The organism is Streptomyces sp. SD15 (assembly GCF_054462255.1).
This window is the reverse complement of record NZ_JBTLMO010000009.1, coordinates 43,645-68,313: the sequence shown is the minus strand read 5'-3', so window position 1 is coordinate 68,313 and position 24,669 is coordinate 43,645. Positions and strand designations below refer to the sequence as shown.

Here is a 24,669-nt window from a genome sequence, read left to right as displayed (position 1 = left end):
TCGAAAGCCGCAGGGGCGGCTACCGTGCCGCTTTCGTTCCGCTCAAGCACCGGGTCGAGGGCGAGTACCGCGACGTTCTAGACACCTCGCGATCTAGACACCTCGCGCCCCGCGCCTGGCATCGATGCCGGGAGATTCTGCAGGACGCCATGGGGCCCGCGCCCCTCGACAGGGCAGCCCAGCCTTCGACGGAGGCCAGCGCGGGTGTCTGCACGCAAGCGGTGTAGGGGTGACCAAGGGGGCGTCTGAGCGGCGTGGTGCTGGGATGACACTCCCGTGCTGGGAGCGTGCTGGGACGACCTCCGTCAGAACCACATCTTCGCAGGTGGGGGCTCTATGTTCGATATTTCGCTTCAACGTCTGACGTTCTATCAAGGGTGGCGCCCGGTCCGCTTGTTGGTGGGTCGGGCGGAGGTGCCTGTCCGCGGGGAGTCCTGGTCCGCGAAGTGCTGACGGCTGACCTGGTTGGCGTGGCTGTGGCCGGCGCTTCAGACCTTGGCGACCGCTACGGCAGGGCCGGACAGGAGCGTCAGGTCCTCGGGGTCGGAAGTGAGGACGGTGACCGGCTGGGGCGCGTTGCGGGCGATGACGGCGAAGGCGGCGTCGATGGCGTACTTGTGGCCGTGGAGATGATGGGCGCGAAGGAGGGCGGCGGCTTCGTCGGTGACCTCTCTGGTGACGTCGTGAACGTCGACGCGGGAGAGGACCCACTTGATGCGGGCCGGGTGGATCCGCTCGTAATCGGCCTCGAGAGTGGTCATGGCGCTGGTGGCCACGCGGATGCCTTCCTCTGATGCTGCCTGGACCAGTGCTACGACGGTGCGGTCCTTGCGGTAGAGCTTGGAGAGTCCTTCGCTGTCGAGCATCAGGGTGCCAGGCATCAGGCGGCGGCACCGCCGACCTGTCGGTGGTCATGGCGCAGCAGGGCGCGGGCGGCCTCGACCTCCTCGCGGGTGAGCTCGTCGTTGTCGGTCTCGAAGTCGGCGACGATCTCCCGAAGCTTGTCCATGGCGACCCGTTGTTCCAGGGCTTCGGCGACGTAGGCGGAGAAGCCACCGGGCCCGACATGGGCGCGTACGGCCTCGGCAAGGTCCTCGGGCAGGCTGATGGAGTACTTTCTGCTACTGCTCATGGTGTCGATCCTACCGGCGGTCGTAACTCTGTGGGTGTGAATGTCATGGCAGCGCGGGGGAGGCGGCTCGGCGCTCCACCTCCCCCTTGCGGGAGGCTGCCCGGTCCGCAGGCAGTCCGCAGGACACCCGTAAGCGACCGTCGGTACCCAGCGCGTACCAACGGGGAAATGCCTGGTCAGGGCGCTGGGTAAGGCTCCGCCGCAGGTCAGGATCGGTGGGCAGACATTCCGTCTGCCAACGTGGTGTTATTTCATCCGCTCACACATTGAAGTGCCTGGCAAACACACAGGTCAAATGAGGTCGGCTCTTCCGGGAGTCGGCCCCATGCTGCTTTCCGTGCTGGGATGGTGCTGGTTTTTCTGATGGGCCGTCATCTATTTCGCCCCGCTTGAAAGGGCTTCGAGTGGTACCTTATTTGGTACCACTCGATGTAGGGAGTCAGGCCATGTCCATAACTGCGAGCGAAGCCCGCAAGGCTCTCTTTCCGCTGATCAAGAAGGTCAACGACGATCACGAGGCCATCGAGATCGTTTCCAAGCATGGCAACGCCGTGCTCGTCTCGGCCGAGGACTACGCGGCGCTGCGCGAGGGCTCGTACCTGCTGCGCTCGCCTGCGAACGCGCGGCGGCTGCTCAAGGCGTACGAGAACGCCCTGGGCCACGTCAACGTGTCGGAGCGCGAGCTGATCGATCCGGATGCGGCGGATCCTGCAGCGGGTGCCGCGTGAGGCTTGTCTTCGAGGATCAGGGCTGGGAGGACTACACGTCCTGGCTCAAGAACGACCGCAAGATGCTCACTCGGATCAACAAGCTCATCGAGGACGTCAAGCGCGATCCCTTCACGGGGATCGGCAAGCCCGAGCCGCTCAAGTATCACTTGCCTGGGGCGTGGTCGAGGCGGATCGACGACGAGCAACGCCTTGTCTACCTGGTAACGGACAAGGAGATCGTGATCCTCGCGGCGCGCTATCACTACTGACCTCCGGGCTACCTGTGCCGGGGATGCCGCTCTCGTGCCGGAGTTATACGGGGCTGTCGAAGAGGAAGTTCCGCAGGCGGAGGCCAGGACCCGACGGGTAGCACTCCAGGCAGTCCGCCACGCGCCATCCCCATCGCATGGCGCATGCACTACGGGGTTGACCCGCTTCGAGCGCCAACCCACCGGGGCAACTACCCTGGCCCAAGCCGCATAGGCCGTGTCCAAGATTCCGGGTCAAGCCCCCCAGGCGATACCCTCGCATGTTCGCGCACTGGCGCCTCTCTCCGTCTCAGAGCGCCGTACTGGTCGGATGATCAGGACGACAAGAGCCGTGTAACGGGAGACTGTTACGCACGGTTCTGTTAGGGCTGGAGGGTGAGATTCCCCCCGGCTGCTCGGCGGAGCCCCGTGGTGGAGTTCATGCGATCCGGCAAGGCGCGCGGTGGCTTCGCCCTCGCATCCCGGATGAGGGTTCGGGGCCACGACGACGTCCCCGGGCTTGAGGGTGCGCACCTCGGAGCAGGTCTCCTCCACGAGGCCGAGGAACTCGTGACCCATCGGGTGCTGGATCTTCGGACAAGTGCCGGTCACTCCTGGACGTACGACCCGAGGTTGTGCTCGGGCTGACGGCCGAGAAGGTCATCGACGGTGTCCCGGGCACGTGCCAGGAATGACCGTCCGCCGAAGAGCACGACCTCGGCGGGATAGCCGTGGCTGAGGAAGAAGACGGGTGAGGCGGTCGGGCCGTACGCTCCCGACCTGTGCACTCCGAGCAGGTCTCCGCGGTGCAACGGCGGAAGCTGGGCGTTCTTGGCGACCGTGTCGTTCGGTGTGCACAGCGGTCCGGTGACGTTCCAGGGACCGGGCGTTTCCGAGTCGCTTTCGCCGACCAGCAACTCGATGGGGAAGTTCCGCTTCACGAACGAGCCGATACCGACCGCGGCCATGTGATGGTGCGTGCCGCCGTCCGTCACGGCGAATCGCTCCCCCATGGACTCCTTCGTGTAGCGCACCCGCATGAGGTAGGTGCCGAAGCGAGCCGTCAGATACCGGCCGGACTCCATGATCAGCCTGGTGTCGGGGTGTGTTGACGCGAACGTGTCGAGCAGGGGATTGAGTTCCTTCGCCAGCTGGGTCACGTCGAGGTCGTGCTCACCGTCGAAGTAGGCCACCCCCATGCCCCCGCCGATGTCCACGACCTCCAGGGGAACGCCGGTGGCCGCGGCTACCCGGTCGGCCAGATCCAGGACATAGGCGGTGTTTTTCACGATGATCTCTTCGTCCAGGATGCGCGTACCCATGTACACCTGGATTCCGGCGACATAGGCGTGCTGATACCTGGAGGCGATGTCGGGCGCGGCCAGCAGCACCGCCTCGTCGATGCCGAACTGGCGGGGCCGGCCCCCCATGGTGAGTCGCGAACCGGTCACCGAGTAAGTGGGATTGATGCGCAGGAGCACCCGCTGGCGTACTCCGCGCTCGCGCGCGCACCGCTCGATGAGGTCCAGCTCGCCGAAGGACTCACAGACGATGCCGTATATGCGGGCGTCGACGGCCGCGGCGATTTCCTCGGCGCTCTTGCCGGGGCCGAGGAACAGGATGTCCCGGGGCGAGGTGCCGACGGCCAAGGCGGTCCGCAGCTCGGCCAGCGAGGACACCTCGGCACCGGCTCCGGCCGCACGCAGCAGCTCGTACACGCTTCGATTGGGGTTCGCCTTCAGGGAGTAGAAGATCTCCAGTCCCGGATGCAGGGCGGCCCGCAGCTGCCGGAAGTTCCCGACCATGCCGTCGCCGTCATAGACGTAGGCAGGAGTCCCGTACTGGTCGGCGATGCCGGACCAGTCGACGTTCTTGGCGTTCTCCGTGTTCATCACTGATTCACCATTCCGAGGAGTGCCTGCTCCCCGGCGCTCCGTAGTTCCTCGGCGTCGGCGGGGGTGTCCGCGACGCAGATGACATAGAGCCGCCCGGCGGACTTCTTTCCCGGCGTGACGGCCGCGTTCAGGGTCGCGTAGTTGTTGATCAGTACGCCGGTTCCTCCGGGGCTCCGGTACAGCAGTGTGCCGAGAGCCCGGCTGACCTCGCTGAACGCATACTCGCGGGTCGGGCGCAGCTGGATGACCGCCGCCAGGGCATGCTGCTCGGGGCCGAACAGCGCCTCCGCGACGCGGTTCTGATACGTCGCCATGTTGAAACGGGCATTGATCTCAAGGCACGGGTAGAGCGTGCCGTCGGTGCCGAGCATGGCGTCCACCCCGACCAGACCGTAGTAGCCCTCGTCGGCAAGCCGCTTTCCGATGATCGCGGCGGCCGAGCGGAGGTCTTCCACCTCGTCCGGTCGCAGGTCCGGTGGGAAGCGGTGGCCGCGGTGGACGCCGTCTTCCGTCAGCGCCGTCTTGACCGTCTCGAACCGGGGCGCGCCGTCGCGGTCCACGGTGAACTGGTAGTTGAGATCCGACCGCTTGTCGATCCACTCCTCCACGACCAGCGAGACCGGAGCCTGCCTCCCCCGGCGAGCCAGCATCCGCAGCAGTTGGTCCGCACGCCGACGGCTGTCCAGCACGACCATGCCTCGGCCCGACACTCCGAGGGACTCCTTGACCACCACCCGCGACCCTTCGCCGAGATGGGCGGCGATCGCCGCTTCCAGCTCCTCGTACGTGCGGCACACCGCGCCCGGCACCCTGGTCAAGCCGGTGTCGTCCACCAGCTCACGGCTGAAGATCTTGCCGTTGACGTGCCTGCACACCGCTGCCGACGGCCCGGCCAGCGGGAGTCCCGTGACTTCGGAGAGTCGCTCTTCGTCGGACGAGATGCCGAGCGGTGCCAGAAACGTGTGACCGTCATGGAGACCGCGCAGATGTTCTACCAGCCGCGGGGACGCCAGGGCGTCCTGGGTGACGGAGCGGTTCGGCACGTTGTCCTCGACTGTCAGCCGCTGTCCCCGCGCGGCATCGAGTGACTGGAGGTAGGCCAGATACCCCTCGTCCACAGGAGCCTTGAGTACGACCATGTCGTTCACGTCGGCGTGGAGGACTCCGACTTCCTCCATCCGGTTGACGGTGGCACCGGAGAAACTGAACCCCGACCCTGGGAGTCCGGGCTCGCTCTGCCCCCAGACGCGTTCGACCTCGAAGTTGTTGAGGTAGACGAATCGCGCTTCGGGGTCGCCCGTCAACGCCCGCTTGAGCCTTCGGGTGAACGTCATGCTGTCCTTCCTCATAGAAATGCGCACCGCATAGAAATGCGCACCGCCAGGCTGCTCAGACGTCACGGCAGATCGCCCGCAGGGCTTCCGCTGTGGTCGCACTGCGCAGTGTCGGCACCGGCAGCTCTCCGGTCGTCGCCGTGACAGCCGCGTCCGGGCCGACCCAGGCCGTCCGGCAACCAGCACGGTTGCCGGCCTCGACGTCAGTGGCGAAGTCGCCGATCATCCACGACCGCGAGAGGTCCAGGCGCAGCTCCGCCGCGGCACGGAGCAGCAGCCCGGGCTCGGGTTTACGACAGGAGCAGCTCCGCGCCAGCTCGGGCACCACGCCGTCGACGTGGTGCGGGCAGGTATAGATCGCGTCCAGTTCCGCGTCGACGGCCATGAGTTCCGCCCGCAGGTGGCGGTGCATCGCCGCCAGATCCAGGCCGGTGAACATGCCGCGGGCGAGCCCGGACTGGTTGGTGACGACCACCAGAGCCGCACCGTGGTCTTCCCTCAGGGTCCGCAGCCACGGACCGATTCCCGGCTGCAGGACGAGATCCGACGGCCGGCTCGGATAGTGCCGTGGTTCTGTGAGCGTTCCGTCGCGATCGAGGAAGACCGCCGGCTTCCGCGCACGCGGTGTGCGACTACCGCGGTCGGCCCGCGCAATGCGGACGGAGGTCATGGAGCACTCCACTTCCGGTCGGCGACGCCTTCGGGTCGGAAACGATCACGTGGTACCCAGAAGTAGCCCAGGTCCCGCGGCCGCCACAACCGAGCCAGTCGGGTATGACAACACGTCCGGCGCCATGTCCGCGCCGATGACGCCTCCGGCGCCCTCCCTGCCCGCCTAGCTTCGACCGCATATGGCACGTCTGGGCAGTGGGACGCCCGGTTCACCGAAGGAATGGGTTCATGGAGATCGTGGGAAGAGGCTTTGTCGCCACCGCCTTGCGGACGATCTCCCACCGTCATTCCGGGGTCGTCGCGCTGGCGGCCGGGATGTCCCGGATAAGCGCTGAGTACACGCAGCATGATCTGGCGAGAGAGGCCGCTCTGGTGATCGACCAGGCGCGCCGCTGCGCGTCCCGGGAAGAGAAGCTGCTCTATTTCTCCACGGCGTCCGCAGCGTTGTACGGCGCCCGGGACTGTTCGGGCACGGAAAGCTGCCGGCACACTCCCCGCACCGCGTACGGCCGGCACAAGCTCGCCATGGAGAACCTGGTGAAGCAGTCCGGCTGTTCCTGGCTGATCATGCGTCTCACTCATCTCGTCGGCCCAGGGCAGCGGCCCCATCAGCTGGTCCCGGCCCTGGTGGCGCAGGCACTCGACGGCCGGGTGCGTATCTTCCGGCGGGCGAGCCGCGACCTGCTCGACGTCGACGACTTCGTCGCGATGACGGACATGGTGTTGAGCGCCGGGATCGAGAGGGAAACGATCAATCTGGCATCTGGCCGGTCCACGGAAGTGGACGCGATCGTCGACCATGTCGCCGCGCTGACCGCGACGAATCCGGTGCGTCAGTACGTCGAGGAAACAAGCACGCACTCGGTCTCGATCGAAAAGCTACGATCCCTGTCACCCCGGAGCGCGATGTGGACGTTCTCCGAGGACTACTACAAGACCGTTCTGGACAAATCCGTGACCGAACTGCTCCGTGCACCTCGGGGCAGGGCAGTCCGGACGTGAGGGCCGACCCGGTCCGTGAGGACCGGGTCGGCACCCGCTCCTCAGCGCTGCTCGACGGCCTGCCGTTCCTCGGGGCCGCCGGCATCGCCCGTGCTCGCCGCCACTCCGCGCGTGAGCGTCCTCATCCCGGCCAGGACGGCCACCAGCGCTAGAACGGCGGCAATGCAGGGAATCCGGTAACCCGCCTGGGGGTCGAACCACTCGACGACACGACCGGCCACGGCCGACCCCAGGGCGTTACCGCCCAGCAAGCCCGTCACGGCCAGCGCCATGCCCTCGTTGATCTGCGCCGGCGGCACCAGTTGCTGGACCAACGTCATGCCCGTGATCATCGTGGGTGCCGTCGCCATGCCGGCGACGAACATCAGCACCGCGAGCGACGGCAGTCCGTCGGCCAGCAGGAGCGGCAGCATCAGTGCCGCCATCGCGGCCACTCCCATCGCGAACTGCGTGCTCTGCCGGGCCTTGACGGTGAGCGCGCCGAAGGCGAGGCCGGCGACGGCCGAGCCGAGAGCCAGCAGGGCGAGCGCCCACCCCGACGACGAGGCGTGGCCGAGGTCCTCGGTGTACGCGACCGTGGCGAGTTCGAGGGACCCGAAGACCGCTCCGGTGAGGAGGAAGGTCAGGATCATGATCTGAAGCCCTCGGTTGCGCAGTGGCGAGGACGCATGACCGGCGTCCGGCTCGTGGACCGGCGGCTCCGTCCTGCGCTGAGCGGTGAGCAGCAGTGTGCCTCCCAGCGTCAGGGCGCTCGCCCCCAGGACTCCCGCCTCCGGAAAGAGCGCCGTGCAGAGAGCGACGGACAGGATCGGGCCGACGATGAAACCCACCTCGTCGAGGACCTGTTCCAGCGCGTTCGCCGTGTGCATGGCGTCGGGTTCGTCCTTGAGGAGTTCTGCCCAGCGCGCCCGGACCATACCCCCCACGTTGGGCGCGGTCGCCGACAGGACAGCGGTGGCGAAGAGCGTCCAGTCCGGAGCGCCGTACCTCACACAGGCCACCTGCAGTACCGAGAAGACCACCGAGAACACGGTGGCCGGAACGGCCACGCGACTCTGTCCATGACGGTCGATCAGACGGCTGATCCTCGGGACGACCAGCACGGCGGCGATGAGACTGGTCCCGGCGACCAGTCCCGCGAGCGCGTACGAGTCGCGCACGGTCGCGATCATCACCACGGTGCTGATGCCGTACATGGACAGCGGCAACCGGGCCAGGAAGCCGGCTGCGGTGAAGGAGAAACTCCCCTTGTAGGAGAACAACTTGCGGTATGAGGTCAAAAGGGACAACGGAAACGACTCTCCAGGGTTGTGAGGGCCGGGAAACGGCCCGGGATGGCGGGGGATCCGCCGGAGCAGGGGTCAGAGGGTGTGCAGGACGGCTCCGCGCGTGTCGAAGGCGAAAGGCTGCTCCTGCATCCCGTGCGCGGTCAGGACTTCGCGCACGGGAGGCTGTCGATCGAGGGGAACGTGCAGGAGCAGGAACCCGCCCCCGCCCGCCCCGAGCAGCTTGCCCCCCGTGGCACCAGCCGCGAGGGCGTCCTCGTAGGCACGGTCCGCCCGTGGCAGGGACACGCGGGCGCCGAGGCCGCGTTTGAGTTCCCAGTGGCGTCCGAGAAGACGCCCCACCTCAGTCAACCGCCCCTGTACAAGGGCGTCTTTGAGGGGAGCGGTGAGTTCCTTGATCTGGTGCAGCCGGTGCGTGGTGTCCCTGTCGCCCCTCTCCGTTCCACCGGCCTGGTCGCTGAGGATGTCGCCGGCGTCGCGGCTGGTCCCGGTGTGGAAGAGAAGAAGCTCTTCGCCGAGTCGGCGCCGGAACCCGGCCGGCACCGCGACATCCTCCACTTCCACGGTGCCGTCCCGGTGGAAGTGCAGCAGGCGGAATCCGCCCAGGGCCGAGAGATAGTGGTCCTGTCGGCCCACGGGCCGTCCAAGGCCCTGGATCTCGATGTCGCCGGCCGCCCTCGCGAGCGAGCATGCGTCCAGTGGCTCCGTGGACAGCCCGGCGACCAGGGAGACGCAGAACGCGGCCGAGCTGCCCATGCCGGTGGCTCCCGGCACATCCCCCGTGGAGAAGAGATCCAGGGGAGTACCGTCCCAGTGGCGGAGCATCGCCTCCCGCGCGAAGGGATTGGCCAGCTCCTGAGCCGACTCCGCACGGCCGCAGGAGTCCAGGCACACCCGAATCCCGGTCGATCTGCGGGCGCGCCTGCCCACGACCGTGACCCGCAGATCCGTGCCGGCCCCGAGCACCGTCCCTCCGAAGCGGAGGGCGTAGCCGGGCAGGTCGGTGCCTCCGCCGGCGAGCGATACGCGCAGGGGGGCGCTGCTCACCCACATGCCCGTGTCCGCGCTCATGTCGTCACCGGTGCCCGCCTGAGTGCCTCAGCCGCTCGCTCGGGGTCCGTCTCGCTCACGAAGGCTCCCGCTCCCAGCTCACCGGCGGCCATTCGTTTGACCGCCCCGGAGTCCCAGCGGTCGGAAAACACCTGTGCCCGCAGATGCGCCAGCTCACGGTCGTGGCGGGCAGGTGCCTGAACCCACACCGCCATGTACGGCAACGGCCGGTCGGCCACCGTCTCGAAGCGTCGTAGCACGGAGCGGTAGATGCCGGAGAGGTCGTCGCGTTCCTCCTCCTGGAGAGCGGCCAGGTCCGGGACGTGCCGTCGTGCGTAGAGGTGCACCTCGAACGGCCACCGGGCCGCGAACGGCACGAACGCCGTCCAGTGGGCAGACCGCGCCACGACGCGGCTTACCGCGTGTTCTTCGGCCTCCAGGACCCTGCAGAACACACAGCCCTCTCCGCGCGCATGCTCCTGCCGCGCCGTCTCCTGCATGCGCCGGAACCGGTCGGGAATCCACGGGTAGGCGTATATCTGTCCGTGGGGATGCTCCAGACTGGCCCCGACTTGCGCGCCCCTGTTCTCGAAGCACACGACCTGCTCCACCCCGTCGAGCCGGTTGAGCTCCCGCGTGCGGTCCGCCCACGCGTCAACCACGGTGCGGACCCGGGACAGCGGCAGCCGGGCCAGTGTGGTGCCGTGGTCACTGCTGTACGAGATCACCTCGCAGCGTCCCGGTGCCGGGGCGCTGGCGAGCAGCCCGGAGCCGTCCGCCGGCCCGGTCGTGCCCGGGCCGCCGAGAGCGGGGAAACGGTTGTCGAAAACCGCCACGTCGTAAGCGCCTCCCGGTACTTCCACCACCTCGCGGGGCGAGTCGGTGCACAGGGGGCAGTACGGACCGGCGGCCGACCGTCCGCGTCGGTGCGGCGCCATCAGAATCCACTCGCCTGTCGTCGGATCGCGACGCAGTGACGAGGAGGGGACCGGCGTCGGCACGGGCTGGTGGCGTACGTCCGCTGGTGGACGCCCCCGGTGCTCGTCGTAGTAGTGGATGCGCCGTCCGTCCGTCAGCGTCGCGCTGGTGCGGTGCACGGGGGTCAACGGACTCTTCCCGCGGTGAGGGCGGGCTCGGTGGTGCGCGCCGTGACGAAGTCGCGCATATGACGGGTCAGAATGTGCGCGATCATCATGTGGATGTCCTCCTGCTCCTCGATCGAGCCGGCGCGGGCCTTCACATAGCGGTCGCTCAGCGCGACGGCCTTGTCGGCGACCGGGCCGAGCAGTCCCACGGTCCGGACACCGAGTTCACGGGCGAGCCGCAGCGCCTCCAGCACATTGGGGGAGTTGCCGCTGGTGGTGATGCCCACGAGGACATCGCCCTCCTCTGCCAGGCCCGAGAGCTGACCGCTGAAGACCGACTCGTATCCGACGTCGTTGGCCCACGCGGTGATCGCAGGCACGTGGTCGACGAGTGAGTACGCCCGCATCGGCACGGCACCGGGCTGCCGAGTGTTCTTCGCCAGATCGACCGCGAAGTGCGATGCCGTGGCCGCGCTCCCGCCGTTCCCGCAGGTGAAGACGGTCCGGCCGGCGAGGTACACCTCCTCCAGCAGCTCTGCCACGCCGGCGAGTTCGGTGAGAGAGAGCTCATCGACCGCCCGCCGTATGCCCGTCAGGTATCCGTACATGTGGGCGGTGCGCTGATGAGTGCTGTCCATGTTCGTCGTCCGTCCGCGGAGAGAAGGGTGCCGGGTGATGTCGTGCGTGGTGCGGGGCAGCCGGTCAGTCACCCGCCACCACGCGTTCGTAGAGCCGCGCGGTCTGCCGGGCCGTGCGCTCCCAGGACCAGTCGTGGGACATCGCCCGCCGCCGGGTCCGTTCCACCTCGCCCGGGTGTTCGGCCAGCCACCTCGCCGCGTGGTCCACGGTGTGCCCGACCGCGTCCGAGGTGAGTGCCGCGAAGTGGAATCCTGTGCCCTCCGCCGGGTCGTCCCGCAGGTCGGTCACTGTGTCCCGTAGGCCGCCGACCGCACTGACCAGCGGGATGGTGCCGTAGGCCATGGCGATCAACTGGTTGAGGCCACACGGCTCGACGCGCGACGGCATGAGCGTGAAGTCGGCGCCCGCGTAGACCAGAGAGGCGAGTTCCTGGTCGAAGCGCGGGGTGTGGTGGACGGCGCTCGGAGCGCGATCCTGGAGGTCCGCGCATACCTTGAGGTACTCGGCGTCGCCGGTTCCGACGACGGCCAACTGCGCGCGCCCGCTGGTCAGGAGCGGACCGAGGGCGGCGAATACGAGATCGATGCCCTTGTCGGGGACGAGCCGGGCGCAGACCGCGAACAGGGGGATGTGCGGATCGGCGCCCAGGCCCGTACGGCGTTGCAGCAGACGCTTGTTGGCCCGCTTGCCGTCCGTCACCTCACGGCCGTCGTAGGGAACGGCGAGAGGGCCGGGGGAAGCCGGGTCCCAGACCTTGCGGTCCACGCCGGCCACGATGCCCTCCATGCGCAGCGGCCCCAGCGCATCACCGAGTGCCGTGCCCGCGAACGCCTCGGCGAGCTCGCGGGCGTACCCGGGGCTTCCCGTCGTGGCCGCGTCCGCGGCCAGCAGACCGGTCAGCAACAGGCTCGGACTGCCCTGCGCCTTGTCGAGGAGCCGCGCGGTGAACTCGTCCGGCAGGCACAGCTGCGCCGCCTGCCGCGGGGACACGTCGCCGCGGTACTCGCCGTTGTGCACGTTCATCAGCAGAGCGGGCCGTCTTCCGCTGCCCCGCAGGTGGCGCAGGTGTGCCAGAGCCGGCCCGGACTGCCAGTCGTTGCCGTGGACCAGGTCGTAGGACCGCCCGGATCCGCGTACCCACTGTGCCGCCGCGCTTCCGTAGAAGGCGGCCCGTGCGGCGGCGTCCGGGAACTCCACGTACCGGCCGTCGCGATAGATGCCTTCTCGGTCGTACCAGCGGTCGGACCGCAGCAGGAAGACCTCGCAGGAACCGTCGTGGCCAAGCAGCCGCTCCACCGTTGCCGTGCCGCCGACCGCCATGGGAGGGAGTCGGGCGACGGTCTCCGTGCGCAGGCCCTGCTCGTCGACGAGCCGCGGGTAATAGGGAATCAGCAGAGAGTGGTCCAGGCCGTGGTGGCGGTGCAGGAGTTCAGGCAGCGCCCGCGCGGCCTGACCGAGACCGCCCTCCACGAAATACGGTGCCAGCTCCTGGCACAGGTAGAGGCATCTCACGGTGCGACCTCCCGTTGTTCGGCGAACGACACCCACAGCCCGAAGAGGTGCAGGTCCGGGTTGTACGGCAGTTCCAGCCAGGCACAGCGGGGCGTGCCCGCGCACTCGACGGTCACCTGCCACAGCCGAGGCACGGCACCGGGGACCACCTCGCCACCGGAGTCGAGGAAGAACTCCCCCTCGGCGCAGCAGCTTTCGCCGGGAACGGGGTGCCGAGCCAGGATGTCGCTGAACCCGATGACGAGATCCGTTCCCTCGCCGCCTGAGTCCTGTCGCAGCCGGACCACCTCTTGGACGGAGCCGCCGGATCCGGCACCCACGGCGTGCAGCGCCGCCACGACGCCGCTGCGCGGCAGCCGGATCAGCTGTCCCGCACCGGCCACGTTGTCGGGAGCGCCCGCGCCGTGGTCCTCCGCCAGTCCGAGCGCTGGGGCCAGGTCGTGCAGCATCTCCGCCGGAAGAAAGCGGCCGAAGCCGTCGAATCCCTCACCGCCGGGCTCTTCCGCGGTCGAGCAGCCGACGTTGTTGCGGTGCGGTGCGAGGTCGACGGCCATGGCACCGACGGGCACGGTCATGCCTCTCATACGGCGACTCCCACCGCCGACGTCAACTGTGCCGCGACGGCGTGGAGATCGTCGTACGCGCTGACGAGCCTGACACCGATCTGTCGGCGGAACTCGCGGGCCCGCTCGGTCGTCCGGGGCATCACCCCGAGGCGCATCAGGAGGTTGCGCACCACGAGGATGTCCCGGCAGGCCCGGTCCGCTCCCGCGGCCGGCTCGGGCCCGACCGGCACCGCCGCGTCGTCCGCCAGCAGCCCGAGGTAGCGGGAGAACCAGCGGAGCACGTGGTGGTACCACCACAGGCCGAGAACGAGCCCCTGACCGACTCCCCAGCTCAGCTCGTTGCCCTCGGCGCCCCTGGGACGCTCGGCCACCAGTTCCACGTAGTCGTCCAGCCGGTTCCGCAGGCCGTCCACCAGTTCGGCGCCCCCGAGGTACCCGTCATGCCCTCGGGTCAGCTCCCGGGCGGCCACGGCCAGTTCCTGCGCGAGCTGACCCGGGGTCGGTGTCACCGGCTGCTCCGGCGCGTCGCGCCGTACCTCCATCCAGGACTGTCCCGTGTCCTCCCGGCACATCGCCGCCTCCAGGTCCGCCACCGGCAGACGGCCGTCGAGGTAGACCGCCTGCCCCGGATCCAGGACGTGCACGGTCCCCTCCACCGGGTCCAGCTCGCTGATGACGATCGCGTGCAGGGCATGGCTGCGGCCGTATCCCGGCCAGAAGTGCTTGAGGTGGAAGGCGTCGGCCGCGATAGCGACGGTGCGGCCCTCGGCCACCGCGCCGAGCGCCTCCCGCCATTCCGCGGTGTCGCGCACACGGTGATCGAGCAGCCGGTAACCTCGCCGCTCGGCCATGGCCGAGAACTGCACGAACGGTTCACCGAAGACCGGTCGGCCTTCGGCGTCCCAGACGGCCCCGGTCGAGGCGCTGTTGCCCAGAACCCGGGAGGGGTCGGCCTGCGGGTCCGCCGAGCGCAGCAGGGCAGCTACCGCCGCGTGGTAACAACTCGAATCGACAAGCGGGGACACGTGGCTCACCTGTTCCTCTCCACAGCACACAGGGACGGGTAGGGATCGGACGGATCCGGGCGCTCCCACCAGGAGCGGTTCTCGCGGTACCACGACACCGTCTCGGCCAGGCCCTCCGTGAAGGAGCGCCGCGGCGCGTACCCCAGCTCGCACCGGATCTTGGACCAGTCGACGCTGTACCTGGCGTCGTGGCCCTTGCGGTCGGCCACGTGTTCCACGCTGCTCCAGTCGGCGCCGCACAGATCCAGCAGCCGCTGCGTGAGCTTCCTGTTGGACAGTTCGGTGCCGCCGCCGACGTTGTAGACCTCGCCCGGCCTTCCGCGTTCCAGGACGAAGCGGACGGCACGGCAGTGGTCTTCGACGTGCAACCAGTCCCGCACGTGGCGGCCGTCGCCGTAGAGAGGAACCTTGTGTCCGTTGAGGAGACAGGTGACGAACCGGGGGATGAGCTTTTCCGGGAACTGGTGGGGCCCGTAGTTGTTGGAGCAGCGGGTGATCCGTACGTCCAGGCCGTGTGTCCGGTGGTAGGACAGCGCCAGGAGGTCCGCGCCCGCCTTCGACGCCGCGTAGGGGGAGCTGGGCGCGAGGGGCTGCTCCTCCGTCCAGGATCCGGAAGGGATTGTCCCGTACACCTCGTCGGTCGACACGTGCACGAAGGTGCGCAGTCCGTGCCTCACGGCCGCCTGCAGCAGGGTGTGCAGCCCGAGCACGTTGGTGGCGACGAAGGCGTGTCCCGCGGCGATCGAGCGGTCGACGTGTGACTCGGCGGCGAAGTGCACGACGGCGTCGTGGCCGGCCATGAGCCCGTCGACCAGGTCGGCGTCGAGGATGTCTCCCTGGACGAACGCAAGGCGCGGATCATCGGCCACCGGTGCGAGGTTGGCGCGATTCCCTGCGTAGGTCAGCGCGTCCAGAACGGTCACCGTGGTCGGCGGCGCGTCCGTGCGTTCGCCCGAAGTCAACAGGGAACGGACGAAGTGCGAGCCGATGAAGCCGGCTCCTCCCGTGACGAGGATCTTCATGATGTGCTCTCAAAGCCTTCCTGGGGTGGGTCCTTTCGAGGACGGGTACGGTCAGCCGACGAGCAGGATGCTGCTGTGATCACCGAGCACGAGCCGCTGTGGCCGGGGCCCCGGCCTCGGGCCCGAAACGCATGCGTGCCGCCCGAGCAGCGAGTCCTCGACCGGGCCGGCGCCGTCGAGTCGTACGCCGTACAGGAGGATGGAGGAGCGCACGGCGCTACCCGTGATCCGGCAGCCGTCGGCCACCGAGGTGAAGGGGCCGATGACCGAGTCGTGCACGCGGACATCCGCACCGATGACGGCGGGGCCCACGACGCGTGACCGGACGATCGACGCGCCCTTCTCGATGCGCACCCGCCCGATGACCTCGCTGCCTTCGTCCACATCGCCGTGCACCGACCTCTCGACGTCCTCCAGTGCGGCGTTGTTGGCTTCCAGCAGGTCGTCGACCTGGCCGGTGTCCTTCCAGTAGCCGGTCACCAGCGACCCGCGGACCGTCCTCCCGGAGTCGATCAGCCTCTGCACGGCATCGGTGATCTCCAGCTCGCCGCGTGCCGATGCCTCGATGGCCGCCACAGCTTCGTGCACGGCGGGGGTGAAGAGGTAGACGCCCACGACCGCCAGGTCACTGCTCGGCGCCGCCGGCTTCTCCTCCATGCGCGCAACCGTCCCGTTCCCCGCCAACTCGGCGATGCCGAACCGCGTGGGGTCCGCGACCTTGGCCAGCAGGATCCACGCGTCGGCGGGGCGGAGCGGCGAGCCCGTACCCCGCCGGGCCTGCCGCTCGGCGCGGTACTGCGCCATGAGGTCCGCGATGCCGCTCGACAAGTAGTTGTCCCCGAGGTACATCAGGAAGTCGTCTTCGCCGAGCCAGTCGCGCGCCACCCGCACGGCGTGGGCCAGGCCCAGCGGCTCCTCCTGGACCAGGTAGGTGATCCGGGCGCCGAACCGTGATCCGTCACCGATGACGTCCCTCAGCTCACGAGCCGCTCCACCGACCACCACGCCGATCTCGCGGATCCCGGCAGCGGCGATCGCCTCGATGCCGTAAAGGATCACTGGCTTGTTGGCCAGCGGGATCAGCTGCTTCGCCATGGTGTGGGTGAGCGGACGCAGCCGGCTTCCTGTGCCGCCCGCCAGCACGAGTGCCTTCACCGGGATCCCCCGGTAACGGCAGCGGGTGCCAGGGCAGCGGCCAGCTCACGCGCCAGGGGCGCGGTGCTCAGCCGGTCGAGTGTGACGGGTCGGCCGTGCGCGTCCGAGACCGGCAGTTGCCAGTTCGGGTACGAGCCCGACGTTCCGGGGAGGTTCGGACTCCGCACGTCTCCGACGACGTCCGGCAACCAGGCCGCGAGCAGGACGGACGGAGTGCGCGCCAGGTAGCGGTGCAGGGAGACCAGACGGGCGATGTCGTCGTCCGCGTCCTCGGTGGCACAGCCTGCTCGGGCGACCTCGTCCAGCCAGGTCCGGCGCAGCAGGTCGGCGGCCTGCTGTTCCTCGGCGAGGGGCCCGGACAGCAGGCCGTGCCGGTGGCGCAGCTCCACGTGGTCCCCGCTGAGCCAGGAGGCCGAGCTGGGCAGGTCGTGCGTGGTGAGGGTGGCGAGACATTGCCGACGCCAGCGGTGTGCGGGCACGATCGCGCCGTGCGGGTCCTCCTCACCGGAGGCCGTGCTCTCCCGCGTCAGCCAGAGGACCGACGTTCCCAGCACGCCACGTGCTTCGAGTTCGTCACGCACGCCGGACTCGACGGTACCGAGGTCCTCGCCGATCACGTGCACACCCGCCCGGAGGGCCTCCAGAGCCAGCACCCCCAGCATCGCTTCGGGGTCGTAGCGGACGTACGTCCCTTCCCCGATGCCCGAGCCCTCGGGGATCCACCACAGCCGGAAGAGCCCCATGACGTGGTCGAGGCGTACGGCGCCCGCGTGGCGGAAGACTCGGCGGAGCAGCCCGGCGTACGCCGCATAGCCGGTCCGGGCAAGTGCGTCCGGCCGCCAGGGCGGCAGTCGCCAGTTCTGGCCCTGGGCACTGAACGCGTCCGGCGGAGCGCCCGCGGTGACCCCCGTCGCGAGGCAGTCCTGCAGGGCCCAGGCTTCCGCTCCCCCCGGGTGTACCCCTACCGCGAGGTCATGCACGACCCCCACCGACATCCCGGCCTCTTCCGCCGTCGATTGGGCGCCCGCCAGCTGACCGTCCACGAGCCAGGCGAGCCAGCGGTGGAACTCCACCTCCCCGGCCAGTCTCTTCCTCTCGGCCCGGACGGCGGGCGATGCGGGGTGGCGCAGCGGACCGGGCCAGGTGCGCCAGTCGGGTCCGTACACCTCGGCCAGTGCGCGCGCGGTCGCGAAGTCCGTCAGCTCCTGGCCCTCCCGGGCGACGTACTCGCGGTAGGAGCGACGGCGATCGGAGGCAGGCGGCACCCGATGCAGGAGCTGCAGGGCCGCACGCTTGAGCTGCCATACGACGTCACGGTCGATCAGGTCGTCCCCGGACAGCACGCGTTCCCGCAGGCGATCGGCTCGTTCGGCCAGTCCGTCCGCCGTGGCCCGGTCCTCGCCCGCCAGAGCAGCGTGCTCCGGCACGGCGTCGACCCTCAGATGCACCGGGTCCGCGAAGTACCTGCTGGACGGCCAGTAGGGGGAGTGGTCCGAGTGCGCGGCCGGGAGCATCGCGTGCAGCGGATTGATCAGGACGAAGTCCGCTCCGAGCGCGCTGCCCGACCAGCGGACGAGGCTCTTCAGATCGCCCAGGTCTCCCATTCCCCAGGAGCGGTCGGAGATGACCGAGTACAACTGAGTGGCGAAGCCCCACCCGCGTCGCTCCGGCGTCGGGATGCCGTCCGGGGCCACGATCAGCGGCGTGCTCACCCACCCGTCGGCCGAGGACGCCCGAAGGGTGTGGTAGCCGAGGGGGAGGTCGGTGGGCAGCGTCCTGGCGCCCGGCTCCCCCGGCTCACCGGCCGGGACTTCGCGACTGTCTCCGTTCTCCAGGTCAACGACGACCTGGGTGTCCGTCCCCACCTCCAGCCGCGCCGGACGGCCGGCGCGAGCGATCACGCAAGGGGGCAGCAGCCGTGACGCCTGGTCCCGCCGGTGCTGCGCGAGTGACTGCCGGACCGCCTCGGGGGTCGAGACCTCGACTCCCAGGGCAGCCAGCACCCGTGTAAGAGTGGTCTGGGACACGGGCTTGCCCGTACCGTCCGCGGCGCGGTACCAGGTGTCCACACCCTTGGCGCGGGCAAGGTCGACCAGCGCGTCCGGCACGGGCTCCGGTCGGTCGGATTCTGTCACGGAAGTCTTCCCCTATCGGTCCTGTGAGGCAGCGGAGCGCTGAGCGGCTCGCAGACGCTGGACGACGCATGAAGTGGGCTCAGTGCTCCGGAACCGGGCGGATCTCGTCCCAGACGAAGCGGCCGCGGGGCAACGTGATCAGCAGGACCACCGGGTGGTCGCCGAGCGGGCCCGGAACGCTGCCACGGAAGGCATCGCCCTCCCGGTTCAGAGGCTGTCCGAAGCCGTCCGCCGGGCTGTCGGCTCCCGGTGTGAACAGCTCGACCCGCTCGGCATGCGGAAAGTGGTACACGACCTCGGCACGGCCGCCCCTCGCCCGCACGCGCAGCCTGCGCCTGACCGGGTGTGCTTCCCACGTGTGCCCCGGCATGTCGAGCAGCGCCTCGCAGACCTGGAATCGCGCGGCACGGTACGCCGTACGGAAGGCCGCCTCCGCGATGTCAGGACGACCGGCGCAGGCGCGCACGCACTCATGCGGTCTGCCCTGCACGGCGGCGCTCAAGGCGATCAGCTCGCGATGCGCCGCCCACGTCTCGTCGCCGAGGTCGTCGTACCAGCCCCGGCGGATCAGGGTCTCGGGATCGCCGGGGACGACGGCACCGGCCAGTACGCGCTGGAACCGCTCCTCGCGGAGCCGGGTGCTGGCGTCCCAGGTGAATTGCCGGGCGGTCCGGCGCGCGCGGTCGGACAGCCGTGCGTACGTGTCGGCGTCATGACGGAAGAGATGGGCAGCCTCTCGGATCCGCTCGGCCAGGCGGTCCCGCAGGAGGTCATCGTCCGGACGGAACGTGCGGGCCACGGCGAAACCGGTGGCTTCCGTTTGCTCGTGCCAGTCGAAGGCGTGCCCGAAGTGGCGGGTGCCGGACTGCAGGGTGGCAATCGGTACCGCCCCGCACGCCATGGCCTCGCCCTGAGCGATCAGGAAGGTGTCCATCTCGAACTTCGACGGAAAGACGCAGAAGTCGGCCGCCGAGGCGTAATCGAAGAGCGTGGCCTCATCGACCATCTCCCAGTCCGCGCGCAACCGGTTCTTGTGCTTCCCCGCCACTTCGCACAGGTATGGCGGCAGCTCTTGCCGGGTCATCGTGCCGGGCAAAGCGCACCGGATCAGGAAGTTGGCTTCCAGGCCCTCGTCCAACACTCGGCCGACCGCTTGGAACAGCTCCAACTGTCCTTTGTGGTGGGGGGCATAGCGCGCGCTGTGGTAAAAGGTCGGCAACGTCGGATCGAGTCCGAGGTCCGTCAGAAAGTCCCGGCGGTGACCCTTCGCCACCTCCCGCCGCAACCAGCTGTCGGAGACAGCACAGCCTCCGACGAACACCTTTTCCGCGTTGCGCCGCAGCACCTGAGAAACCGTCAGTCGCCTGAAGCGCTCCTCGAACGGGGTATCTGCGAACGTGGCGCAATAGTCGCTCTGTCCCTGCGTCAGGAAGTCGACGGCCGTGGCGAATTCGAAGACGAGAGAGTGGTAGTTGACATAGCCGGGCCGTTCGGCCGGATCCAGCAGTGTTGACGGCAGGTACCGGCGTAGGACCTCGTGCAGCGCTCCAGGGTCCTCGGGCGGATCCGCGTAGACGTCGAGGTCGGCTTCCGCTCCCAGGAGGGCCAGCAGCTCCTCCACCTGCGGCCGGTAGACCTTGTGGTTGATCGGCACGTTCGTGGCCACCGTGCTCACGACGGGAGTCCCCGGCGTGGAGCGAAGCGCGATCGGCAGCAGGTAATGCTGATGTGGCTCGTATGCCTGGACCAGCTCGGCGGCCCCCAGGACCTGCCGGATGAACCTGACTCCTGCGACCTGGAACACGAGCTCTTTGAAGAACGAGAGGTCGCGCCCCTCCGCCTTGGCGTCTGGGACAAACGTCTTGTGAAGCATGTCGAGGTACGTGTTGGACAGGAAGTAGAGGTCCACTCCCTGATGCCTCATGTGCAGTGCTCTGGTACGCAGCGGCACGTCGATGCGAGAAGGGAGGCCACGCCAGACCGCGGGATCCAGGATGAAGGGCATCCGGAACTCGTCCGCGAAGGCGGTGTCCCGGGCGCCGTATCGCTCGCGCAGGTACCGGCTGCGGCCGTGGGCCGGCGTGACGATCGAGACGGTGTGTCCGCGTTCCGCGAGTTTGACCGCGGAATTCCACACCAAGGCAGCGGTGCCGCTCCGCATCAGTCGCGGATCGAAGGCCCCGCACTCGAAGGCGAAGGTCACCACATGCATCGTTACGCAGCCTTACGTGTCCTGGTACTCCGGGGCCTGGGGCCAAAAGGAGAAGCGGCCGACGGCCCCTCACATTCTGGGGGGCGGCGGCACGGATGTAGACCTCCCCTTTGGGCTATGCCTGTCCAGCGCACCGGTAGCGCGACCATCGAGCCTTGTCGCCCGCTCCGGACTCGGAAATCCTCACTCCTCGGCGTCGCCTGCGAGGCGGAGCCGCCGAGACATCGGATTCCGGCCACAGCGGTCGTTGGAGAGGAACGGGCACGATGACGGACAGGACCACAGAACACCGGGACATCACCGCAGAGGTGATCGGAACGGTGGCTGCCATGGTGCAGCGTGCTCCGGCGGAATTGTCGCCGGAGACGAGGCTCTTCGACGATCTGTACTTCGACTCGACGAACGTTCTCGAACTTCTGATGCAGCTGGAGACGGAACTCGGGGTGGAGTTCGACCCGGAGACGCTGGAACCTTCCGATTTCGAGAAGGTGGGCAGCCTCGTCGACTACGTGCGCCGAGCGCTCGAGGGTGCGTAGTGGAGGAATACTCCCGTTCCCCGTCGCCACAGGATGCGGTGAGGGACCCGGAACTCTGGAAGCGGGGGCATGACGAGGCCGCGTCGAACGGCCTGGTCGTCGCGCTGACGCTGCTTCACGGCGTTCTGGGCCCGGACACCGTGGCCAGCGGCGTCCGCGGCCATGTGATCGCGCCTGTGGAGGTGGCGCGTACCGCCCGTCGGGTCTGGACCGGCGAGCGGTACGCGGACCTGACGTCGAACCGCTCCCCCGAGGCCGGCCCCGTCCTGCTGGACGGGTCCGGTCTGACGACGCTGCGCTGGGAGCCGCCGCAGTCGGCCGAGTGCCCGCACGCAGCCGGGCTCCGTGACGGGGACGGATGGTGGGGCACGGCACTGGCCTGGGTCCGGCTGGGGCACTCCCGGCAACTGTTCGGCCTGGCCGCGGCCCACCTCGGACAGCGAACCTTCTCGGGCTCCCCGTTGTTGCAGCAGCAGATGGTCAAAGGCACCGTGGCCGACGCCGCCGTCGAGCACCTGGAGATTGAGAGCGCCCTGGTCGCAGCCGGCTCCGCCGCCCTGTCCGGCACGGGTCTGCGTCACTGGCACGACCGGCTGACCGCGGTCGATCGCATGCTGCTCCGGCTGCTGGGGGCCCGTGGGTACGTGGCAACCGGCCCGGGGCGCGCTGCGTACGCGTCGGAGCTGCTGTGCGATGTGTACGTCCGGCCGCGCGGCAGCTACGCCGCCGTGGGAGGTGAGCTGTGAAGGAAACGCGAGAACGTCTCGCCATGCTTCGGGGACAGGTGCGGGAGTGGACCGCCGACATCCTGCCGTACGCGGCCGAACTGGAACGGGATCCCGACACGGTGCTGCGCATGGTGGACCTGCCGCTGTTGGCCAGAGCCGCCACTTTGCAGATACCCCCCGAGTACGCCCCCTCTCCCCTGGTCATCGGGCGTGAGCGTTTCGATCTGAGGACCGCGCTGGAACGAGTGGTCTTCTTCGAGGAAGGAGCGCGTGCCGATGCCGGACTCCTGCTCTCCGTACCCGGACCGGACATGGCCGGTTCCCTGGTCGACGCCCTGGGTGACCGTCTGCAGAAGGACTGGTTCTACGGCCGGCTGCTGGAACGGCCGACCTGGACCTGCTTCGCGATGACGGAATCCGAACGGGGATCGGACGCGACCTCCATGGCGACCTCGCTCACCCCGTCCTCCGGTGAGGACTGTCTGGTCCTCAGCGGCGGCAAGCGGTTCGTCGGCAATGCCGTCCGTGCCGGCATCGCCGTGGTCTTCGCCCGCACGTCACCGGGGCCGCTCGGTATCCGGGCCGCGCTCGTGGACACCGCGACCCCCGGGTTCTCGGCCGAGCCCATCCCGACCGTGGGTCTGCGCGGCATCCAGCTCGGCGCGATCACGCTGGATGCGGTGCGGGTTCCGGGAGAACACCTGCTGGGGCGGCATCTTCCGGCGATCCGACAGGGCATGTGGGGCTGGCTGCGCACCTTCAACTTGTGGCGGACGGTCATCGCAGCCATGGGCGTCGGTGTCGCCGCCGCGGCCCACGCATATGTTCTTGAGGAACGACGGACACCGTCACGGCGTGTCCAAGAGCAGCTCGACGCCATGGACCAGCGGATCCGGAGCGCTCGTCAGCTCACCTACCGCGCGGCCCGGGCAGTCGACGCCGATCCCTCGGACGGCGCGCTCGCTTGCGCGGCCAAGCTCGCGGCGTCGCGGCTGGCGGACCGAATGGCGCAGGAGGCGCTGAGTCTCATGGGCGCCGGCGCACGGCTCGAACATCCTCGGTTGGACAAGATGGCCAGGGACGCGCAGGGGCTGGAGTTCATGGAGGGCACGTCGAACCTGCAGCGTCTGTCCGTCTTCAACGATGTGATGCGAGGTGGTGGCCGGCCGCACGGCATCGCAGCGGCGATGCCTGAACGGCCTGTCGGGACATGATCGCGCAGTCGCACGGCCCGGACCGGACGAGTGCGCCGGCGTGTCACGAGGTGCACGTCTGGCACTTCTCGCTGGACGTCCCGGTCAACGGGTTCGCCGACGTGTTGAGCCTCGAGGAGGAGGCCCGCCGCAGTCGCCTGGCCGACGATCTGCACCGGAATCGGTTCGCCGTCGCCCATGGAGTGAAACGCGGGGTCCTGGGTCTGTGTCTGTCCATGCCACCACGTCAGGTCCCCATCGTGACGGGCCGCTGGGGCAAACCGCGGGTGGCCGGCGACGATGTGACCTTCAGTCTCAGTCACTCGGAGGGTGCCGCGCTGCTCGCCGTCTCCCGCCACCGGGACGTCGGCGTCGACATCGAGCGCCCCAGGCCGGGGCTGGATCCTCGGGAGTTCGCCGCCCGCTATTTCCGCCCCGAGGAGAGCCTGCGGGTGACATCGGCCACGCCCTCACGCCGGTGGGCCTCCTTCCTCGCGCTGTGGACACGGAAGGAAGCCTGCGTCAAGGCGGTCGGGGCACGCCTCGGCCAGGCGCTTTCACTGCCGGTCGGCCTGGGCGCGTGTCACGTCAGCGCGCCTACAGGCCCGACGGTGGTGCATTGGCGCGTAGACGACATCCCGGTGCGGCCCGACTACGTCGGCGCCGTCGCGCTGGTCGGGTCCGCTCCCTTCCGCGTGGTTGCCCACACCTGGGATCCGGGTCACCGACAAGGGGCCTCGGCGGTCACAGAAGCCCCGACTTCATTCCGGTGATCACTGCCGAGGTCCTGTTCGAGGCGCCCAGCTTGAGAAGGATGGAGCCGACCAGTCGCTTCGCTCCGTGCACGGATATGCCAAGACATCGAGCGATCTGCTTGTTGCTCATGCCGTCGGCGAGCAGCACGAACGCCTGGTTTTCGCGAGAAGTCAGCGGAATGACCCCTTGGGCGGAGGCCGTTCCGCGACTCCGTCCGCCGGTCAGCAGGCGCTTGGCGAGCGAGGCCGGAATCGGCATCTCTCCCACGGTCACCCGCCTCAGCGCGTCGTCGAGAGTCTGCATCGACAGTTCCTTCAGAGAGATGAAACCGTCCACCGGCAGCGAGGAGAGATCCCCGTTCCACCGTTCGTACAGATCGTCTCCCAATACCAGGGTCGAGGGCAGGCCGGAGGCATCCGTACAGCTTTCCAGCATGCTCCACTGCTCCGCGGCGACAATCAGCACATCGGCAGGCCCGATTCGCTCGGGTATGTCATCGGCTTCGAGCGGGAGAACCCGCACCCCGCCGACTGCCGGAAGTCTGCTCAAAAAAGCCTCGAGCCCCGCGCACACGACTTCGCTCGCCACCAGAACGGCAACGTCAAGAGTCGCGTCGAGCCCTTCTCGTGCAACGGCCTCCGACCCAACGGCAACCATGCCCTTCCCCCTGTCCGTCAACGGCACTGTCTTCGGTGGTCCATGAGTCAAGCATGGGGGTGATCAAGATGCAAGATCTTGCAGAAAGTTACAGCCGCTCCTGCGGTACGGCCGACGCT

25 protein-coding genes are annotated in these 24,669 nt (G+C 68.7%); 7 read left to right on the top strand and 18 right to left on the bottom strand.

Going from position 1 to position 24,669, the window contains the following annotated elements; all coding sequences use genetic code 11:
• Positions 1 to 488: 488 nt before the first annotated feature.
• Both ACX28W_RS11495 and ACX28W_RS11490 read right to left on the bottom strand, forming a co-directional pair.
• Positions 489 to 881, bottom strand: coding sequence for a DNA-binding protein (locus ACX28W_RS11495; protein ID WP_458998793.1), 393 nt, complete (start codon positions 879 to 881; stop codon positions 489 to 491).
• Positions 881 to 1,132 carry a hypothetical protein gene (locus tag ACX28W_RS11490; RefSeq protein WP_073946283.1) on the bottom strand — a complete coding sequence of 84 codons (252 nt, stop codon included), beginning with the start codon at positions 1,130 to 1,132 and terminating at the stop codon, positions 881 to 883. The genes ACX28W_RS11495 and ACX28W_RS11490 overlap by 1 nt, the downstream gene beginning before the upstream one ends.
• Before the next feature lie 446 nt (positions 1,133 to 1,578).
• On the opposite strand from ACX28W_RS11490, the gene ACX28W_RS11485 reads away from it, so the two are divergent.
• Positions 1,579 to 1,860 (top strand): type II toxin-antitoxin system Phd/YefM family antitoxin, encoded by a 282-nt coding sequence (locus tag ACX28W_RS11485; RefSeq protein ID WP_458998792.1) that lies wholly within the window; start codon positions 1,579 to 1,581, stop codon positions 1,858 to 1,860.
• The gene (locus tag ACX28W_RS11480) at positions 1,857 to 2,111 is read left to right on the top strand and encodes a Txe/YoeB family addiction module toxin (protein ID WP_458998791.1); all 255 of its coding nucleotides are present in this window, start codon (positions 1,857 to 1,859) and stop codon (positions 2,109 to 2,111) included. The genes ACX28W_RS11485 and ACX28W_RS11480 overlap by 4 nt, the downstream gene beginning before the upstream one ends.
• Before the next feature lie 234 nt (positions 2,112 to 2,345).
• Here ACX28W_RS11480 and ACX28W_RS11475 read toward each other — a convergent pair whose 3' ends face one another.
• The 4 genes from ACX28W_RS11475 to ACX28W_RS11460 are packed head-to-tail and all read right to left on the bottom strand — an operon-like array spanning position 2,346 to position 5,989.
• A complete protein-coding gene (locus tag ACX28W_RS11475; RefSeq protein WP_458998790.1) occupies positions 2,346 to 2,702 on the bottom strand; it encodes an alcohol dehydrogenase catalytic domain-containing protein in 357 nt (118 codons plus the stop codon).
• Positions 2,699 to 3,982, bottom strand: coding sequence for a type III PLP-dependent enzyme (locus tag ACX28W_RS11470; RefSeq protein ID WP_458998789.1), 1,284 nt, complete (start codon positions 3,980 to 3,982; stop codon positions 2,699 to 2,701). The genes ACX28W_RS11475 and ACX28W_RS11470 overlap by 4 nt, the downstream gene beginning before the upstream one ends.
• Positions 3,982 to 5,319 (bottom strand): preATP grasp domain-containing protein, encoded by a 1,338-nt coding sequence (locus tag ACX28W_RS11465; RefSeq protein WP_458998788.1) that lies wholly within the window; start codon positions 5,317 to 5,319, stop codon positions 3,982 to 3,984. The genes ACX28W_RS11470 and ACX28W_RS11465 overlap by 1 nt, the downstream gene beginning before the upstream one ends.
• 55 nt (positions 5,320 to 5,374) lie before the next feature.
• Positions 5,375 to 5,989: a D-glycero-alpha-D-manno-heptose-1,7-bisphosphate 7-phosphatase gene (locus ACX28W_RS11460; RefSeq protein ID WP_458998787.1), complete on the bottom strand. Its 615-nt coding sequence runs from the start codon at positions 5,987 to 5,989 to the stop codon at positions 5,375 to 5,377.
• 230 nt (positions 5,990 to 6,219) lie between these two features.
• Between ACX28W_RS11460 and ACX28W_RS11455 the strand changes: the two genes are divergently transcribed.
• Entirely contained in the window at positions 6,220 to 6,993 is a 774-nt protein-coding gene (locus tag ACX28W_RS11455) for an NAD-dependent epimerase/dehydratase family protein (protein ID WP_458998786.1), read from the top strand.
• A 41-nt stretch (positions 6,994 to 7,034) separates the two neighbouring features.
• On the opposite strand, the gene ACX28W_RS11450 is transcribed toward ACX28W_RS11455, so the two are convergent.
• The 11 genes from ACX28W_RS11450 to ACX28W_RS11400 all read right to left on the bottom strand — a co-directional run bounded on the left by ACX28W_RS11450 (position 7,035) and on the right by ACX28W_RS11400 (position 20,671).
• Positions 7,035 to 8,273, bottom strand: a complete 1,239-nt coding sequence (locus ACX28W_RS11450) for an MFS transporter (RefSeq protein ID WP_458998785.1) — start codon at positions 8,271 to 8,273, stop codon at positions 7,035 to 7,037.
• Positions 8,274 to 8,354: 81 nt separating this feature from the next.
• Positions 8,355 to 9,350, bottom strand: a complete 996-nt coding sequence (locus ACX28W_RS11445; protein ID WP_458998784.1) for a GHMP family kinase ATP-binding protein — start codon at positions 9,348 to 9,350, stop codon at positions 8,355 to 8,357.
• Positions 9,347 to 10,426: a galactose-1-phosphate uridylyltransferase gene (galT, locus tag ACX28W_RS11440; RefSeq protein ID WP_458998783.1), complete on the bottom strand. Its 1,080-nt coding sequence runs from the start codon at positions 10,424 to 10,426 to the stop codon at positions 9,347 to 9,349. Before galT ends, ACX28W_RS11445 begins: the two co-directional genes overlap by 4 nt.
• A 5-nt stretch (positions 10,427 to 10,431) precedes the next feature.
• On the bottom strand, positions 10,432 to 11,052 hold the full coding sequence (locus ACX28W_RS11435; protein ID WP_458998782.1) for a D-sedoheptulose-7-phosphate isomerase: 621 nt from the start codon (positions 11,050 to 11,052) through the stop codon (positions 10,432 to 10,434).
• Positions 11,053 to 11,116: 64 nt separating this feature from the next.
• A complete protein-coding gene (locus ACX28W_RS11430) occupies positions 11,117 to 12,565 on the bottom strand; it encodes a glycogen synthase (RefSeq protein WP_458998781.1) in 1,449 nt (482 codons plus the stop codon).
• Complete coding sequence (locus ACX28W_RS11425) at positions 12,562 to 13,149, bottom strand: hypothetical protein (RefSeq protein ID WP_458998780.1); 588 nt, start codon at positions 13,147 to 13,149, stop codon at positions 12,562 to 12,564. Before ACX28W_RS11425 ends, ACX28W_RS11430 begins: the two co-directional genes overlap by 4 nt.
• A complete protein-coding gene (locus ACX28W_RS11420) occupies positions 13,146 to 14,165 on the bottom strand; it encodes a cysteine peptidase family C39 domain-containing protein (RefSeq protein WP_458998779.1) in 1,020 nt (339 codons plus the stop codon). Before ACX28W_RS11420 ends, ACX28W_RS11425 begins: the two co-directional genes overlap by 4 nt.
• Entirely contained in the window at positions 14,162 to 15,178 is a 1,017-nt protein-coding gene (gene rfbB, locus ACX28W_RS11415; RefSeq protein WP_458998778.1) for a dTDP-glucose 4,6-dehydratase, read from the bottom strand. Before rfbB ends, ACX28W_RS11420 begins: the two co-directional genes overlap by 4 nt.
• 51 nt (positions 15,179 to 15,229) lie before the next feature.
• Entirely contained in the window at positions 15,230 to 16,333 is a 1,104-nt protein-coding gene (locus ACX28W_RS11410; protein ID WP_458998777.1) for a glucose-1-phosphate thymidylyltransferase, read from the bottom strand.
• The gene (gene malQ, locus ACX28W_RS11405; RefSeq protein WP_458998776.1) at positions 16,330 to 18,468 is read right to left on the bottom strand and encodes a 4-alpha-glucanotransferase; all 2,139 of its coding nucleotides are present in this window, start codon (positions 18,466 to 18,468) and stop codon (positions 16,330 to 16,332) included. Before malQ ends, ACX28W_RS11410 begins: the two co-directional genes overlap by 4 nt.
• Before the next feature lie 79 nt (positions 18,469 to 18,547).
• Positions 18,548 to 20,671: a glycosyltransferase gene (locus tag ACX28W_RS11400; RefSeq protein ID WP_458998775.1), complete on the bottom strand. Its 2,124-nt coding sequence runs from the start codon at positions 20,669 to 20,671 to the stop codon at positions 18,548 to 18,550.
• Positions 20,672 to 20,946: 275 nt separating this feature from the next.
• Here ACX28W_RS11400 and ACX28W_RS11395 point away from each other — a divergent pair, with 275 nt between their 5' ends.
• The 4 genes from ACX28W_RS11395 to ACX28W_RS11380 are packed head-to-tail and all read left to right on the top strand — an operon-like array spanning position 20,947 to position 23,910.
• On the top strand, positions 20,947 to 21,216 hold the full coding sequence (locus tag ACX28W_RS11395; RefSeq protein WP_458998774.1) for an acyl carrier protein: 270 nt from the start codon (positions 20,947 to 20,949) through the stop codon (positions 21,214 to 21,216).
• Between the two features lie 38 nt (positions 21,217 to 21,254).
• Positions 21,255 to 21,962 (top strand): hypothetical protein, encoded by a 708-nt coding sequence (locus ACX28W_RS11390; RefSeq protein ID WP_458998773.1) that lies wholly within the window; start codon positions 21,255 to 21,257, stop codon positions 21,960 to 21,962.
• A 23-nt stretch (positions 21,963 to 21,985) separates the two neighbouring features.
• Positions 21,986 to 23,158, top strand: a complete 1,173-nt coding sequence (locus ACX28W_RS11385) for an acyl-CoA dehydrogenase family protein (protein ID WP_458998772.1) — start codon at positions 21,986 to 21,988, stop codon at positions 23,156 to 23,158.
• Complete coding sequence (locus tag ACX28W_RS11380; RefSeq protein ID WP_458998771.1) at positions 23,155 to 23,910, top strand: 4'-phosphopantetheinyl transferase family protein; 756 nt, start codon at positions 23,155 to 23,157, stop codon at positions 23,908 to 23,910. The genes ACX28W_RS11385 and ACX28W_RS11380 overlap by 4 nt, the downstream gene beginning before the upstream one ends.
• On the opposite strand, the gene ACX28W_RS11375 is transcribed toward ACX28W_RS11380, so the two are convergent.
• A complete protein-coding gene (locus ACX28W_RS11375; protein WP_458998770.1) occupies positions 23,882 to 24,550 on the bottom strand; it encodes a response regulator transcription factor in 669 nt (222 codons plus the stop codon). The two genes, ACX28W_RS11380 and ACX28W_RS11375, sit on opposite strands and share 29 nt — an antisense overlap.
• Positions 24,551 to 24,669: the final 119 nt, after the last annotated feature.